Annotated in this window: 14 protein-coding genes; 10 read left to right on the top strand and 4 right to left on the bottom strand. The window is 49.2% G+C overall.

What is annotated here, in order from left to right; genetic code table 11:
• From KDK13_RS16160 to KDK13_RS16130, 7 genes are all read left to right on the top strand, one after another.
• Positions 1–2,538 (top strand): hypothetical protein (locus tag KDK13_RS16160; RefSeq protein ID WP_257286011.1); only part of this gene is annotated, 2,538 nt, incomplete at its 5' end.
• A 270-nt stretch (positions 2,539–2,808) separates the two neighbouring features.
• On the top strand, positions 2,809–3,228 hold the full coding sequence (gene rbsD, locus KDK13_RS16155; RefSeq protein ID WP_257286010.1) for a D-ribose pyranase: 420 nt from the start codon (positions 2,809–2,811) through the stop codon (positions 3,226–3,228).
• 28 nt (positions 3,229–3,256) lie between these two features.
• A complete protein-coding gene (gene rbsA / locus KDK13_RS16150) occupies positions 3,257–4,759 on the top strand; it encodes a ribose ABC transporter ATP-binding protein RbsA (protein ID WP_257286009.1) in 1,503 nt (500 codons plus the stop codon).
• 32 nt (positions 4,760–4,791) lie between these two features.
• Positions 4,792–5,808, top strand: a complete 1,017-nt coding sequence (gene rbsC / locus KDK13_RS16145) for a ribose ABC transporter permease (RefSeq protein WP_257286007.1) — start codon at positions 4,792–4,794, stop codon at positions 5,806–5,808.
• A 62-nt stretch (positions 5,809–5,870) separates the two neighbouring features.
• The gene (gene rbsB, locus KDK13_RS16140) at positions 5,871–6,812 is read left to right on the top strand and encodes a ribose ABC transporter substrate-binding protein RbsB (RefSeq protein ID WP_257286006.1); all 942 of its coding nucleotides are present in this window, start codon (positions 5,871–5,873) and stop codon (positions 6,810–6,812) included.
• 75 nt (positions 6,813–6,887) lie between these two features.
• Positions 6,888–7,847 (top strand): ribokinase, encoded by a 960-nt coding sequence (rbsK, locus tag KDK13_RS16135; RefSeq protein ID WP_257286005.1) that lies wholly within the window; start codon positions 6,888–6,890, stop codon positions 7,845–7,847.
• Positions 7,848–7,849: 2 nt separating this feature from the next.
• On the top strand, positions 7,850–8,884 hold the full coding sequence (locus KDK13_RS16130) for a LacI family DNA-binding transcriptional regulator (protein ID WP_257286004.1): 1,035 nt from the start codon (positions 7,850–7,852) through the stop codon (positions 8,882–8,884).
• Positions 8,885–8,929: 45 nt separating this feature from the next.
• Here KDK13_RS16130 and KDK13_RS16125 read toward each other — a convergent pair whose 3' ends face one another.
• The gene (locus tag KDK13_RS16125; RefSeq protein ID WP_257286003.1) at positions 8,930–9,568 is read right to left on the bottom strand and encodes a GntR family transcriptional regulator; all 639 of its coding nucleotides are present in this window, start codon (positions 9,566–9,568) and stop codon (positions 8,930–8,932) included.
• Between the two features lie 177 nt (positions 9,569–9,745).
• Between KDK13_RS16125 and KDK13_RS16120 the strand changes: the two genes are divergently transcribed.
• The 3 genes from KDK13_RS16120 (at position 9,746) to KDK13_RS16110 (ending at position 13,897) form a co-directional block, all read left to right on the top strand.
• On the top strand, positions 9,746–11,101 hold the full coding sequence (locus tag KDK13_RS16120) for an FAD-dependent oxidoreductase (RefSeq protein WP_257286002.1): 1,356 nt from the start codon (positions 9,746–9,748) through the stop codon (positions 11,099–11,101).
• 78 nt (positions 11,102–11,179) lie between these two features.
• The gene (locus KDK13_RS16115; protein WP_257286001.1) at positions 11,180–12,304 is read left to right on the top strand and encodes a mandelate racemase/muconate lactonizing enzyme family protein; all 1,125 of its coding nucleotides are present in this window, start codon (positions 11,180–11,182) and stop codon (positions 12,302–12,304) included.
• 15 nt (positions 12,305–12,319) lie between these two features.
• Positions 12,320–13,897 carry a BCCT family transporter gene (locus tag KDK13_RS16110; protein WP_257286000.1) on the top strand — a complete coding sequence of 526 codons (1,578 nt, stop codon included), beginning with the start codon at positions 12,320–12,322 and terminating at the stop codon, positions 13,895–13,897.
• 134 nt (positions 13,898–14,031) lie between these two features.
• Here the strand turns inward: KDK13_RS16110 and KDK13_RS16105 are convergent, their stop codons facing one another.
• From KDK13_RS16105 to KDK13_RS16095, 3 genes are all read right to left on the bottom strand, one after another.
• Entirely contained in the window at positions 14,032–15,252 is a 1,221-nt protein-coding gene (locus KDK13_RS16105; protein ID WP_257285999.1) for a type II secretion system F family protein, read from the bottom strand.
• A gap of 162 nt (positions 15,253–15,414) precedes the next feature.
• Positions 15,415–16,218 carry a symmetrical bis(5'-nucleosyl)-tetraphosphatase gene (locus tag KDK13_RS16100; RefSeq protein WP_257285998.1) on the bottom strand — a complete coding sequence of 268 codons (804 nt, stop codon included), beginning with the start codon at positions 16,216–16,218 and terminating at the stop codon, positions 15,415–15,417.
• Positions 16,219–16,246: 28 nt separating this feature from the next.
• Positions 16,247–16,647: rRNA adenine dimethyltransferase family protein (locus KDK13_RS16095; RefSeq protein WP_306671165.1), on the bottom strand; the 401-nt coding region annotated here is incomplete at its 5' end.

Genomic DNA, 16,647 nt, shown 5'->3' with positions numbered 1-16,647 from the left:
CAGCCGATCTCACCGGATGAGGTGGTTAAGGCATTCCCTGATAACCCGGAAGGCAAGCTGGGGATAGCGCGATTTAAGGAGCACTGTTGTTTGAGGGGCCTGGAGTTGGATGGCAAACAGGTCACACCGGATGCTGTGGTTATGGATTTCCCGGATAGTCCGGAAGGCAAACTGGGGATCGTGCGCTTTAAGGAACACTGTTGCCTGAGGAACCTGTCGTTGAATGACAAGCAGGTCACACCGGATGTGGTGGTTAAGGGTTTTCAGGCAGTCAGGGCAAGACTGGAGCTTGCGCGCTTCAAGGAACAATGCTTCCTGAGAGGGTTGCCATTGACCGGTAAGCCGGTCAAATCAGGGGAGGTGGTTAAGGATTTCCCGGACACCCCGGAGGGCAAACTGGGGATAGCGCGCTTTATAGAACAATGTTGCCTGAAGGGTTTGTTGTTGAATGGCCAGCAGGTTACACCGGATGTGGTGGTTAAAGAATATCAGGCAGTCAGGGCAACACTGGAGCTGGGGCGCTTCAAGGAACAATGTTGTCTGAGGGGGCTGTTGGTGCATGGCCAGCTGGTAACACCAAGTGAGGTGGTCAGGGATCTCCCGGACAGCCCGGAAGGCAGACTGGGGATAGCGCGCTTCAAAGAGGAATGCTGCATGAGAAACCTGCCGTTGAATGGCGAGCAGGTTACACCGGATTCAGTGATCAAGGACTTTCCCGACAGCCCGGAAGGCAAATTGGGAATGGCGCGCTTTAAGGAACGATGTTGCCTGAGAGGGCTGCCGGTGAGTGGCCAGCCGGTCACGCCGGATGAAGTGGTTAAGGACTTTCAGGCAATCAAGGCAACACTGGAGCTGGTACGCTTCAAGGCAGAATGTTGTCTGAGGGGGCTGGAGGTGCATGGCCAGGTGGTCACACCGGAGGCGGTGGTCAAGGATTATGAGTGCGGTGGCTGGTTGTTCGAAAGCACTATTTTCCACTCTCAGTTGGCATTGAATGCAAGAGAGTTGAATGGCAACTATCTGGATAACCAGAAAGTATTGGATGCGTTTAATAAAGTACCCGGAGACCATTCTGCAAGAAAAACCAGGCATCTGATACAAAGGCTGAAACAATCCCGGCAGTACGATGAAACCAACGAAGCACAGGACATACTTCAAGAGGCCTGGCAAATATTAAACAACGTATCGGTCAAAGACGATGAGCAACACCGACTGCAATGTATATTGACATTCATGGCTATGCAGCATGAATTGACCATTGATCATCAGAGCGTGTCAGCAGAACAGGTATTACAATCCATCAAACGACTGAGGTGCTCTTTTCAGAACTCACGCCTGTATTTCTTTTTCCTGGCAAGCTGCTATATCACGGGTCGGCCTGTCAATGGACGACAAATCCATAAGGATCAGGTTTGGAAGTGTCTTCAGAGATTTCCTGAAGGAAGCCACCTGCGCCATGCTTTAGGCTGCTGGTTCGAACAGTGCAGCTCTGAAGCTTATATAATGGATGAGCTACTGATTAAACGGGAAAATTCTGCTGCCTGCTCACGAAGGGGCAGTGATAGCCCGCTCGGGTACGCCGTTTCTTCCTGTCAACAGGAGGCTTCTGTTGCCACCAGTGCGGCTGAACCCCGTAAGCAATGGTTAAAAAAAACAGAAGAGCCTGGCTCTGTGGAGAATCAGGTTTCGCGGCTGAATGCGCTAACGCTGAAAACATTGGAGATTATCCAGGAAATCAATGATTCTTATGGCAGTCCGCGCATTCTGATTACCGGTTCATACGCACGTTTTTTACAGAACCTCTGTTCGTTATTTAATGATATTGACATTATCTGCACGACAGAGGCGTCTGCCAGAACACTTTTTCAAAAGCTGCAGGCACTTAACACCAACAAAGAGTCAGAAATCCCCAAAAGGATCATCATCTGGCCAATCCCGGGATGTCAGGCAATTAAACTACCCAAAGCCTACAACATTCAACTTAAAGACGGTGATTTGGGCAGGATAGCAATGAGGCTTCAGGTAAATATTGATGCCAGAGTTGCACATGGCAATGCTGCACGATTGGCCATTCACGTTCCCGGCATTGAGAGGCTGGTATGGTGCTTGTCGTTTGCAGAAGAAACCAGATTACTGAACGATACGCTGGAACACCTCGCTGAAAACCTCGACCCGCTGACAGAACAATTAAAAAAAGGAGAGGTACTTTACATCCCGAGAACCATTCTTTTTAATTTTCCTCAAAGCCTTGAAGAACGTATTTATGGCTTGCTTATGCGCTCCCTGCTGACCCTGAACAAAGCCAGGAAGCTTATCGCTCTGAAGCTTGACCACCTGAAGAACCCGCTTCAGGAAGAGCGGCAACACCTTCATGATTTAACTGCGAATCTTCAAAAAAAATTGACTAATCATGCTTGCCGTAATGATTTTGGGCACATTATTAACAGCTGGCTATCAACAACCCGGCCTGTTAATGATTACGAGATCAGGAGGAAGGAATTTATCACAACACTGCTTGCAATGATGCATTCTGAATAAGCTCAAAACCATAACAACTGACTTTATACCCTGTCGTTGACTGAAACTGAGAATAACCGTAGCTGAGCTAACTTGCCACTTTCACCTACCTGCCACCTGTCGGTATTCGATGATAACAAAGAGTTTCAAATGGTTTCATTTGCTATGTTCGTGAGCGATTGGCTTTGTTATTGATCTGTATCAATTCTTACTCTCTGATTTCAGGTATAAAGTTGCGCCATAAAAACGTTTGCGCAAACGTTTTAACAACTTCTACTGCCAGGTTACATCATGAAAAAAAGCAAGCTCATCAATACGCAACTCTCACTGGCTATCGCCAGGCTTGGCCATGGACAGGCCTTGACCATCGGTGATTGTGGTTTGCCTATTAGTGAAAAAACACAACGCATTGACCTGGCTTTAACCCATGGTGTTCCCGGGTTTATGGAAACACTGGATGTTGTGCTCACGGAGCAGCAGGTAGAAGAAGTTGTGATTGCTGAAGAACTGGCAACGGTCAGTCCTGCGCTGTTTGAGCAATTAACGGCCCGTATTGCCCAGCTGGAACAGGATCAGGATCGGGACGTGACGTTGACCATGGTCTCCCATGAGACTTTCAAGACCCTATCCGATGAGTCTCTTGCGGTTGTCCGAACGGGAGAATGCACACCATACGCCAATATTATTTTGCGTTCTGGTGTTGTTTTTTAGCAGGCAACCGATGACCGAGGAATCATTAATGTTGGCACCCATTCTGAAAATGAGTTCAGTGGTCAAGGAGTTCCCTGGCGTTAAAGCACTGGATGATGCTCACCTGAATATCTACCCAGGCCGTGTGATGGCTTTGTTGGGGGAGAATGGTGCAGGTAAATCGACCCTGATGAAGGTGATGACCGGCATTTATCAAAAAGACGCAGGCAGTCTTTTTTATCAAGGAGTGGAGACCAACTTCAGAGGGCCAAAAGATTCCCAGGAGCGGGGTGTCAGCATTATTCATCAGGAGTTAAACCTGATTCCCGGACTCTCCATTGGCGAAAACATTTTTCTGGGGCGTGAGCCTGTGGGGGCTTTCGGTCGTATTGACTGGCAGACACTCTACGCTGAATCACAACAATTGCTGGATATGCTCAATGTTCAATTCTCACCGAAAATGCTGGTTGGTCAGTTGAGTATCGGCGAACAGCAGATGGTGGAAATTGCCAAAGCGCTATCTTTTTCATCCAGCGTGATTGTGATGGATGAACCCACCGACGCATTGACCGAAAGAGAAACAGAAAGTCTTTTTCACGTGATTCGCCAGCTCCGGGCTGAGGGTAAGGGCATCGTTTATATCTCCCATCGCTTAAAAGAGATTCTGGAGATTTGTGATGATGCGACCGTCATGAGAGATGGTCGTTTTATTGCCGAGGCTTCGGTCTCTGATCTGACAGAAGATCGAATTATCGAACTGATGGTGGGACGTTCATTGGAAGAGCAATACCCCCGGATTGATGTTTGCGCAGCAGATGAGGTGGTTCTGGATGTTCAGAAACTATGCGCTAAAGGAGTAGATAATGTCAGCTTTCAGCTCAGGGCAGGAGAGATTCTTGGTATTTCCGGGCTCATGGGCGCTGGCCGGACAGAGCTGGTAAAAGCGCTTTACGGTGCCAATCCGCTCAAAAGTGGCACTATCAACGTGTCCGGAAATTCGGTAAATATTTCAACACCAGCACATGGGCTTCAGGCGGGTGTTGTTTACATTTCTGAAGACCGCAAGGGCGACGGGCTGATTGTTGAGCTGGGGGTTCGTGAAAACATGAGTCTTTGCAGCCTGAAACAATTTTCAGGGGTACTGGGAGTGGACAGAAAAGAAGAGTCTACCGTCGTTCATGATTTTATCCAGCGTTTCAATATCAAAACCCCGTCTGCAGACCAGCTGATTAAAAACCTCAGTGGCGGTAACCAGCAGAAAGTCGCTATTGCCAAAGGGCTGATGCTCAATCCAAAAGTGTTGATTGTAGATGAGCCAACTCGAGGTGTTGATGTGGGAGCCAGAAAAGAAATTTATCAATTGATGAATGAATTCAAGGCAAAAGGCATGAGTATTATCATGGTGTCGTCGGATATGCCTGAAGTGCTGGGCATGAGTGATCGTATCCTGGTGATGCACAATGGCAAAGTGACTGGCGAATTTATCCATAGTGAAGCGACGCAGGAAAAACTCATGCGTTGTGCCGTTGGCCATCAGGCAGAAGTGGCTTGAGCAGCCCTAAGCAGATTTAATAGGTCGATAGTATGAATCAACAAACCCTGAATGCTGCTTTGGCTGAAAAGCAGAAAGATACTGACAAAACCAATAACCTGAAGTTTCTCTTTTCAAAAGAAACCCTGTTTGAATATAAATCGGTCATTGCACTGATTGTGTTTATGATGGTGGTCTCTTTTATTAGTCCATCATTCTTCAGTGCGGAGAACCTGCTTAATATTCTTCGTCAATCATCCGTTAATGCCATTATTGCAGTGGGGATGACCTTTGTTATTCTGACCAGTGGTATTGACCTCTCTGTCGGCTCAGTGCTGGCATTAACCGGAGCCCTGGCAGCCACACTGCTTGGACTCGATTTCAACCTGATGCTGGTTGTCACCATCACATTGGCTGCGGGAGCCGCACTGGGCTGTATTAGTGGTTGGATCATCGCCAAAGGTCGGGTTCAGCCATTTATCGCGACGCTGGCAACCATGACACTACTGCGCGGTGCCACCATGGTATACACCGATGGTCGCCCAGTCTCGGCTTTCGGCGGCAGTGCCTCAGAAGCCTTCTCGTTGATCGGAACCGGTTACTTCCTGGGCATTCCTGTGCCGGTTTATATCATGGCGCTGGTGTTCGCCCTGGCCTGGTATGTATTGAATCATACCCGTCTTGGCCGTTATGTGTACGCATTGGGTGGCAATGAGTCAGCAACCCGTTTGTCGGGTATCAATGTTGATCGTATCAAGCTGGCGGTCTATGGCATCAGCGGTGCGCTATCGGCAATGGCTGCCATCATCGTTACCAGTCGTTTGGCTTCTGCACAACCAACGGCAGGAACCAGTTATGAGCTGGATGCCATTGCTGCCGTGGTTCTTGGTGGAACCAGCCTGACCGGTGGTAAAGGGCGCATTATGGGCACTCTGGTGGGGGTACTGATCATCGGCATTCTCAATAACGCCCTGAATCTAATGAATGTGTCGTCTTATTATCAGCTAATTGCCAAGGCTCTGGTTATTCTTCTGGCTGTTCTGGTGGATACCCGTTCCAACAAACAATAAGTACACGAAATGAGCTGTGCGCTGTTTTTGGTTGCATGGCAACACACTTAAGGAAGTACATCATGCCTATCTCTTTCAAGAAACGTTTTGCCGCTCCTGTATTCAGTGCAATGACGGCCATTGTTGCGACGTTCATGCTTAGTGGTTGCAGTGACTCTGGGAATCAGTCGGCGGCCAGCGAAAATACACTGGCGCTGGTGGTTTCTACGCTGAATAACCCATTTTTTGTCGACCTGAAAGAAGGAGCAGAACGTCGGGCAAAAGAGCTGGGCTATGAACTCATGGTACTGGACTCCCAGAATGACTCTGCCCGGGAAATGACCAACGTTGAAGACCTGACGGTAAAAGGCGTTAAGTTGATTCTGTTGAATCCTGCTGACTCTGATGCGGCAGGAAATGCAGTGCGTATTGCGAACCGGGCAAACATTCCGGTAATTACTCTGGACCGTGGCGCTAACGGCGGTAAAGTGGCTTCCCACGTGGCATCCGATAATACGGCCGGTGGTGAAATGGCTGGGCAGTATATTGTCAGCCAGTTAGGCAACAAAGGTCAGGTTCTGCAGCTTGAGGGGGTTCCCGGAACTTCAGCGGCCCGTGAACGAGGTGCCGGTTTTACCAAGGCGATTCAGGGCAGTGGCATTGATATGGTAGCCACCCAGCCAGCAGATTTCGATCGTACCAAAGCATTGAACGTCACTGAAAACCTGCTGCAGGCAAACCCGGATGTAAAAGCTATTTTTGCCCAGAATGATGAAATGGCACTGGGTGCAATTAAAGCCGTGATAGCCGCTAAAAAAGATATTCTGGTGGTTGGTTTTGATGGTACCGATGAAGGGATCAGTGCGGTTAATCAGGGTGAACTCGCAGGCACAGTCGCTCAGCAGGCTGGCATGATCGGTGCCGTGGGAATCGAAGTGGCGGATAAAGTGCTCAAAGGTGAGTCGGTTGCAGATTATACACCGGTGGAGCTGAAACTGATCAAGCCTGAAACCAAAAAATCTTAATGCCTGTTGCTTTCCCGGTCTGGCTGAGTAAGCGCCGGGAAGTCCCCTGACTTCCTCTTTATGTGATTGTTAAGTATGAAAAAGCAAATCCTTGTACTGGGCAGTGTAAATGCCGACCACGTTCTTAGGGTAAACGAATTTCCCCGGCCGGGTGAAACCGTTACCGGTAGCAGCTACAAGATCATCTCTGGTGGAAAGGGGGCTAATCAGGCCGTGGCCTGTGCACGGCTTGGGGGAGAAACACGGTTTATGGCCTGTGTTGGCGATGATGCGTTTGGAAGGCAGATTATACGTCAGCTATCGTATGACAACATCGATACCCGTGCGGTAGAGCAAATTGGCCATGTTAACACCGGTGTAGCTTTAATTTTTGTTGATGGCAAAGCAGAAAATTGTATTGGGATTGCCGGTGAAGCCAATAACTGTCTTGATGAAAATTTTGTTGGGAAGTACCAAGCGTCCATTGCTGATTCCGATTACTTGCTAATGCAGCTTGAGACTCCGGAAGATGGGCTGTTAGCGGCAGCAAAAATCGCGAAAAACCATAATACCTCTGTTGTCTTGAATCCTGCACCTGCCAAGCCACTGTCTGATGATTTATTGTCCTGTATCGATATCATTACGCCCAACCAGACTGAAGCTGAAGTGTTGACCGGGGTTAAAGTTCAGGATCAGGATTCTGCGGCCTGTGCTGCCGGAGTTTTTCATGATAAAGGTATTCGCCTGGTGATTATCACACTGGGTAGTAAAGGAGCATTTATTTCTCAAAAGGAAAACGGAAGTCTCTTCCAGGATATGATCAGCGCCTATCCTGTTGAGCCAGTGGACACCACGGCTGCAGGCGATACATTCAATGGTGGACTGTTGGTTGCATTGGCAGAAGGCAGTGACATCGTTGATGCCGTTCGTTTTGCTAATGGCTGCGGTGCGTTGTCAGTCATGCGTTATGGTGCCCAGACATCGATACCCACAAGGGCTGATGTGGATTTGTTTATCACCGGTCAGGTTCCTGCATTTATCCAAGAGATCAGTTAGCTATGGCTACCATTAAGGATGTGGCAGGGCTGGCGGGTGTCTCTATCTCAACCGTGTCACATGTAGTGAATGGAACCCGGTTTGTCAGTGAAGAGGCAACCAGTAAAGTCAGGGATGCAATAACGACCCTTGATTACAAACCCAGCGCACTGGCCAGAAGCCTGAAAACCAGTAAAACCAGAACCGTGGGTATGTTGACATCGTCCAATGCCAACCCTTTTTTTGCCGAGGTGATCCAAGGTGTCGAAGCAACATGTTATGACCTTGGATATCACCTGGTACTTTGTAATTCCGGGATGAGTGAGCAGTCCGGACTGGAAAAACAGGCCGCCTATTTGCAAACACTATCGGAAAAACGGGTGGATGGTCTGCTCGTTATGTCTGCCTACAGTTCGGAATTATTTTTCCAGTTACTGGACCAGCAATCTTTTCCCCTGGTAGTCCTTGATTGCAACGCACCATTGAAAAACGCAGATATCATCATGGATGACCCTGATCTCGGTGGCTATGAAGCAACCCGTTACCTCATTGAGCAGGGACACAGAGCCATCGGATGCATCAGTGGGCCGAACCTGTTGTCACCCAGCAAAGAGCGACTGAACGGTTATCGACGTGCATTGTGTGATTTTGGTATTACGGTTAATCCACAATGGATTATTGAAGGTGCATTGACGGCAGAAAGTGGTTACCAGGCGGCTTGTCAGCTTATGACTCTTGAGGCCATGCCGTCAGCCCTGTTTTGTGGCAACGATTTAATGGCCATGGGAGCCATCAGTGCCTTGCAAAGCAAAGGGCTGATAGTGCCTGATGACGTATCAATCATTGGTTACGACGATATAGAACTGGCAGCCTATACTTCGCCACCGCTGACATCCATTGCACAACCCAAACGGAAACTGGGTGTCATGGCAGCCAAAACCCTGATTCAACGTATTGAAAACCCAGATACAGCGCCTTCTGTCAAGACGCTGAAGTCCACTCTGGTGGTTCGCCATTCCGTTAAAGATCTGGGGGGGATCTATGAAAAATCAGCTTGAACAGTTGAAAGCAATAGCCAAAGTGGTGACCGGAGCCGGTGATTTTTATCGTTCCAGCTTTTCTTTTGCCTGCTGCACAAGGTAATCAATCAAGCTATTGGAGGCATTTATGGCTCCAATAGTGTCACCCATGGCGACTCTTCTCATGATCTCTGCATGCAGGCTTGCAGGATGGACTGTATCGGGTTCTCTATTTAGAAACCAGAATCTCCGTGACAGCCCCTGAAGTGGGCGCATGGCTTTGATGAAATAATCATTACGGGCACTGTTTACCAGTAGTTGATGTATGTCCCGTAGATAATTTAGAAACGCACTGTCATCGTTATTCTCGGCACAGCCAATAATCCCGTCAGCCAGTTTCTCCATCGCTTTCTTCTGTTCGGCGGTTGCCCGCTGGGCAGCCAGGCGGACACACTCGGCCTCAAGTGGTCTTCGTACTTCCAAAAGTTTCAGCTGACTTTCAACCGACACTTCCGGGATTTGAATCCCCCGGCGGGGATGGATAACCACCATCTGTTCCCAGGCCAGCTTTTGCAGTGCCTCCCTTATAGGGGTACGCCCCATCTGCAGACTCTCTGCCAGCTGCTTTTCCGAGTACATGGCACCCCCTTTGAGTTCTTCAAACAGGATCATGCATTCGAGCTGTTCGTAGGCTCTGTCGCTCAGGGAAAGGTCGTTATCCATTAACACATCACTACTATCTGGATTTTAAAAGTCTGGATTAAAAAACGGTCAACAAGGAGTGTGAATTTACAGGCTGGTTTGAACCGCTTTATTGACACAGATCAGCAACCTGAAAATCAATAAAGATATTATTAGCATATCTCTGATATATCAGATTGCATTGTTTGTGAGCGTGTCATGAAAGAGTGGAAGCTTGAAAGTCGTTTTGACCATCTGCCGGATCTGCCTGTGCTCAGAGAGGTGGATGTTCTGGTGGTTGGTGGCGGATCTGCGGGAGTTGCAGCCGCTACGGTTTGTGGTCGCAATGGCCTGTCCACAGCCCTGATTGAAAAATATGGTTTCTGCGGCGGGGCTGCGGTAGCCGGACTTTCTGGCACCATCTGTGGCATGTTCATGGCATCTGATAAAGAAGACCGCCAGCCTGAACAGGTTGTCTTTGGCTTTACGGAAGAGTTCCGTAACCGACTGTCAAAGCGCGGTGGTGTAACCGAACCACAGATTTACGGCAAAACCTATACCGTCACCCACGACCCCCTGGTCTGGCGTGAAGTGGCGGATGAATGTCTGGAAGAAGCGGGTGTTGACGTCTTTTTCCATACGACAGTCACTGGCGTCATTATGGACGGCGATAAATACAAAGGTGTCGTCGTTCAATCCAATGCCGGGCAAGCGGTTATTCTGGCCAAACGAATCATCGATGCCAGTGGCGATGCTGCCGTGGTTTCACGGGCCGGAGGTGCCTACTTCTTTGGTGATAACGGTGTTATCCAAAACCCGACCATGTTCTTCCGTCTTGGTAATGTCGAGATGGACAGTTATCTGGACTTTTTTGGTGAAGACACCATCTGCCCGGCAAAAGTGACTGAAAAGATTCTGGAACTCAATGCCAGTGGTGAATACCAGATGCCCCGCCACAAGATCTGGATCTTCCCGACAACCCGCCCCAATGAACTGATGGTTAATGCGACCCGGCTGGCTGGACAGGATGGTCGGGTGCTGAATGTGATTGATCCGGTGGATTTCACTGAAGCAGAAGTTTTCGGCCGCAAACAGGTGCGTGAATACGCCCGATTCCTGAAAGCCCATGTACCAGGCTGTGAAAACAGTTACGTAGTGGACACCGGCGTTGAGGTTGGCATTCGTCAGACTCGCTCTATTGAGGGTGTTGAAAAGTTGACTAATGAAGATGTAGTCAACTGTCGTAAGCGCCCTGACGGTATTGTTCGTACCCCATGGCCTATTGAGCTGCACTCTGGCACTAAACCCAAACTGCACTGGCTGCTGGATGACTGGTACGAAGTCCCTTATGGCGCACTGATTCCGGCACAAGGCGAAAACATTATTGTTGCCGGTCGTTGTCTTTCTGCCGAGCACGAGGCCCTCGCTTCTGCCCGGGTGACGGCGCAGACCTTTGAGTATGGCCATGCTGCCGCTCACGCCACAGTAATCTCCATTCAGGAGGAGAAAGGGTTTCGTGACATCCGGGGTGAGGATGTCAGGGAAAAAATGATTCAAGCCGGTAGCCGGTTCTAAAAGATTTTTTGAATAACTGCCGGACAGGGATGCAAAACATGTCTGGCACAAAATTTAAGACCATAAATGAGCGAAACCATGCTGGAAAGTAAAATTGCCCGCGTAGAACTATACGCAGTAGCGGACCGTAATGCCGACACATTGCCATGGGCCGATGATCAGGAACCACTGTTATATACCAATAATATTGTTCGGATGATTACCGAAGATGGCCTGGAAGGGGTAGGAGCTACCATCAGCTATACCGAAAATGATTTTGACAAATGCATTGTGGAAGCCATGCGAACCATCGCTCCGGGCATCATCGGTAAAAATGCCCTGATGACGGAAGAGCTGCATCGCTGGTTAATGAACCGTTGCAGCTGGGGTGGGCTGGTTGCCAAGTCGCCTTTTGATATTGCCGCCTGGGATATTAAAGGCAAAAAAGCGGGAATGCCGTTGTTCCAAATGCTGGGCGGTGCACGTAACAAGATGCTGTCCTACTCCTCTACACCGATGTTTGACACCGTGGAAGAGTATTTCCCATTTATTGATGGCTGTATTGAGCATGGCTTTAAAGCCATCAAGCTGCACTGTTACTGCGTGTATGAGAAAGACGTAAAACTGGTGCAGGCGGTTCAGGAGCGATACAAAAATTCCGGCATTGATTTCATGCTGGATACCGCCATGTATTACACCCAGAAAGAGGCTCTGAAAATGGCCAAACTGCTGGAAGAGTATGAGTGGGCCTGGTTTGAGGCGCCGGTGTCTGATTATGATTATAAGTCCTACCAGCGCCTGGTCCGTGAAACCGGTGTACAGATTTCCAGCCATGGTAACTGTCTGCTGACCCTGCCGGAAGTGGCTCACGCCCTGGCAAACGACATGTGGTCTGATGTTCGTCAGGATGCCACGGTCTGTGGCGGTATTACACCGCTGAACAAGTGTTTTGCCCTGGCCGAAGCCCATGGCAAACCTCTTGAAATCCAGAGCTGGGGTTACACCATCACTCAGGCAGCCAACCTGCATGTAGCGCTGGCTCATCATAACTGCAAATACTTTGAACAGGCTTACCCTTACGAAAACTTTGAGTATGGGGCCAAAAATGTCATCCGAACCGGCAAAGACGGCTATGTTCATGCACCCGAGCGTGCTGGATTGGGTGTTGAAATGGATTGGGATGCGGTTAAAGAAGCATCCATTCTCTCCTATTCATTTGAGTAAAGGCGGTCGATAGCCATGAAACTCGATACCTCTGACATTGACCTGAAACTGACCTTTACCAGCTTTAGTGTGGTTCTGCTTCTGGGCATTCTGGCGGTACTCTATCCGGAGTCGGTCAAGGGCACCATGGGTGCGATGCTGGATTTTACCGTAATCAACTTTGGTGCCGGTTTTCTCTGGTATACCCTGTTTGCCACAGTTGCCTTGCTTTACCTGGCGCTTTCCCGTTTCGGTGATATCCGCATGGGAGACAGCAAACCAAAATTCAGCAAGTTCCAGCTGTTTGCCATGGCCTTGTCAGCGGGTATGGGGGCCAGCACCATGTACTGGGGATTCATTGAAAGTGTCTATTACTTTATGGATCCGCAGTTTGGTATTGTCGACCGCCACATGGCCATGGAGTATGCAACAGCCTACAACATGTTCCACTGGGGAGCCGCTGGCTGGTTTATCTACCTGATTGTTGCCATTCCTTTTGCCGTGGTCTTTTATCTGAAAAAGAGCCAGCGCATGAGTTTGAGTGGTGTTATCAACAGCCTGTTTAATGATCGACTGCCAATATGGGCCCAGAAGCTGGTTGACTTGCTGTTTATCATTACCACGCTGGCAGCGACTGCCCTGACCCTGGGTCTGGGCATTCCGATGATCTCGTCCAATATTGCCAGTTTGACCGGTATCCCGAATAACCTGATGCTGGGTATTGGGGTGATTCTGGGGCTGTCGGTGATCTTCTCCCTGAGTTCCTACATCGGGATTGAGAAGGGCATGGCAAGGTTGTCCAGCGCCACCATCTATATCTGTGCATTTTTTGTCGGCCTGATTTTTATTATTGGCCCTTCTGCGCTGATCATGAATAACATGACCAACGGTATCGGCGTTATGCTGACCGAATATCTGCGCATGAGCACCAACACCGATCCATTTGGTTCTACCCTGTTCCCCCAGTACTGGACGGTGTTTTTCCTGGCTAACTGGATTTCTTATTCTCCGGGCGTGGGCGTGTTTATCACCAAGATTATCCAGGGACAGAAGCTGCGGGATGTAATCCTGATTCTGGTCATCGGCGGAACACTGGGCAGTGCCGTTATCTTTGGTATCTGTGGAACCTATTCCATGAACCTGATTGATAGCGGAGTGATTGATGGTGTGAAAATGATTGAAGCCGGGCAACCGACAACACTGGTGAAAGAGATTTTCGACCAGAGTCCGATGCCGATGGTTTTGACGGCCATCTACCTGGTGACGATGATCCTCTTTACCGTGACCACCCTGGATGGCACCTCATACTCTCTGGCGGGTATTGCCACCAAAAAACTGGACGCGGAAGCGAATGTATCGCCAATGTTCCGTTTGTTCTGGTGCCTGTTGCTGACCGCTCTGCCCATCGTCTTTTTGCTGATCAATGCGGATTTGAATATCCTCAAATCATTCCCTGTACTGATCATTGTTCTGATTACGCCGGTGTTCCTGGTGGCCGCGGTTAAAACACTGCAATACCTGAATCAGAATTACCACAGCATTATGGCTCACCAGTTGGAGCAGGATAAGCGTCTTGGAATGGATAACGAGGGATTTGTTGCCAAACCGGCTTAACAGAATTTCAGTATTGATTACCATCTCTTTCCAGGCGGTATTTACCTGGAAAGAGAAGGGATAGGCCATATGCTTGTTCTGTAAAAAGATTAATTCACCTGTAAACAGTTATAATCCACCTTAACAGAGGTTCGCTATACGACAGACCCCAACTGGAAGATTGGCAGGTACATGGCAACAATCAGGCCGCCTACCAGCACACCCAGCACCGACATGATGATCGGTTCCATAAGGCTGGTCATGCCATCAACCATATTATCCACTTCTTCTTCATAGAAGGTGGCGACTTTATCAAGCATCTCATCCAGAGAGCCTGATTCCTCACCGATAGAGACCATCTGGATGGCCATGGCCGGGAATATCCCGGCGCTTTTCATGGCAAACTGTAGCTGCTGACCGGTGGATACATCTTCTTTTATCTTCCTTACCGCATTGGCATAAACGACATTACCTGCAGCACCCGCTACTGAGTCGAGAGCGTCGACCAGGGGAACCCCGGCGGAGAAGGTGGTTGACAGGGTTCGGCCAAAGCGGGCAACGGCGGATTTATCCAGAATTTCACCAATAACAGGCAGCTTTAACATCAGGCGATCCAGGGTATCCCTGGCCGCTTTGGATGACTTCAGTGTCCGTGTTATCAGGAAGCCACCAATAACCAGGACTCCCAGGACGAAATGCCAATAGTTCTGGACAGCTTCTGATATGTTGATGACAACCTGGGTAAAGGCGGGTAGCTCAGCACCAAAGCCCTGAAATACCTCTTCAAATTGGGGGACTACTTTCACCAGAAGAATGACGGTAACGATAATAGCAATGAGGACTACAGCGATTGGGTAGTTCATTGCTTTTTTGATTTTTGCCTTGAGGGCCTCGGTTTTTTCTTTATAGGTGGCGATTCGATCCAGCAGTGTCTCAAGTGCTCCGGACTGCTCACCAGAGGCAACGAGGTTGCAGTACAGCTCGTCAAAATATTCCGGGTGTTGTCTGAGGGAGTCAGCAAACGTACTGCCTGAGGCTACTTCATTCTTGATCTTGCCAACCAGAACCCTCATGGCTTCTTTCTCGATACCGCCGGAGGTTATATCAAAGGCCTGAAGCAGTGGTACCCCGGCCTTCATCATGGTGGCCATCTGACGGGTGAACAGGGCTATGTCCATGGGCTTGACCTTACCCCCATCGCCAAGTCCCAGGGAGAGACCTTTTTTGGCGACTCTGGTCGCCAGGATACCCTGTTTTCTAAGTTCAGCCTTCACCAGCGCAGCACTGGAACTCTGCATTTCCCCTTTCGTCTTTTTGCCGGCTTTATCTTTACCCCGCCAGACAAATGTGACTATTTTGGTTGGTTTTGCGGCCATTGTTTGCGCGATCCATTGCTATTGCCTGATGGGCAGATTATTAGTTTACTTTCACCAGGGTTATATCTGAGCGATCACAAAAACAGATAATCCCCTGGAATTCAGAGCTGATTACTGTTTGTTTCGGTCAAATGCAGATGGTCATTAACCGGCTGTGTATTTTTAATTGAAAACTTCTGTTCGTTTAAGACTATCCACTTCGATAGCTGTCAGGCTTTTCCCCCAGACGCAGCCAGTGTCTATGGCATGGATATTATCATGACCACTGATCCCCTCAAGCGCTGCCCAGTGACCAAAAATGATCTGCTCTTGATAGCAGGGGCTCTTTGCAAAACTGAACCAGGGCGCATAACCGTTGTTCGGGGTGGACCCCTTGTTTTCCAAATCCATTATCCCATGGGCATTACAGAAGCGCATCTGGGTAAAGTAAGCTGCAGTGAGTCGTAGCCTTTTCTTCAACTTAAGCTCATTATCCCATGGTTGAGGTTTACTGTTTTTGAAAATCTTTTTGAGCCATTTGACATGATCTTCAGACTGTAGAGCCTGTTCCAGTTCCCGGGCTTGTTCAATCGCCTGGTCAATACTCCAGATGGGGGGGATACCGGCATGCACCATGGTAATCTTTCTCTGGGCGTCATGGTGCAGCACTGGACGAAAACGTAGCCAGTGGAGCAACTCATCAGCATCGGGTGCTTCCAGTACTTCCGTCAGGGTGTCCTTGCTTTTCTGTTTTCGAATGCCACAGGCCACGGCCAGAAGGTGAAGATCGTGGTTCCCGAGAACGGCTATACAGCTATTGCCAAGACTTTTCAAGTAGCGCAGGGTTTCCAGGGATTTTGGGCCGCGGTTGACCATATCACCTGCGACCCAGAGGACGTCGTGGTCAGGGTCGAACTTGAGTTCATCCAGCAGGTGACGCAGAGGGTCATAACAACCCTGGATATCCCCGACGGCATAAGTGGTCATTGGCGGTTGATCCTTGGTAATCCGGTTGTTAACGTTGCCTATCGATCAAATAGTCGGCTATTCGAACAAAATCGGCAAGGGTCAGCACTTCTGGCCGGGCAGCAGGATCAATGGCCAGTGTTTCAAGCTCTTCTGCCTTGAGGTGCTGCTTGAGTGTATTGCGGATGGTTTTACGCCGTTGACTGAAAGCATCCCGAACTATCTGTTCCAGTTTCAGAATATCTTTACAGGGGTGAGGCAGCTGGTGATATGGGGTCATTCGCACGATGGCTGAGTCGACTTTGGGAGCAGGTTTGAAGGCTCCGGGTCCGACAGTAAACAGGTAGTCTACCTGGCAGTAATACTGGGCCATGATACCCAGGCGACCATAGTGTTTTTCCCCCGGTGTGGCCGCCAGACGCTGAACCACCTCTTTCTGCAGCATGAAAT

The organism is Endozoicomonas sp. SESOKO1 (genome assembly GCF_024606265.1).
In the GTDB taxonomy this organism is placed as follows: Bacteria; Pseudomonadota; Gammaproteobacteria; order Pseudomonadales; family Endozoicomonadaceae; genus Endozoicomonas.
The sequence above is the reverse complement of the archived record's forward strand: the minus strand, read 5'-3'. Positions and strand labels throughout refer to the sequence as shown.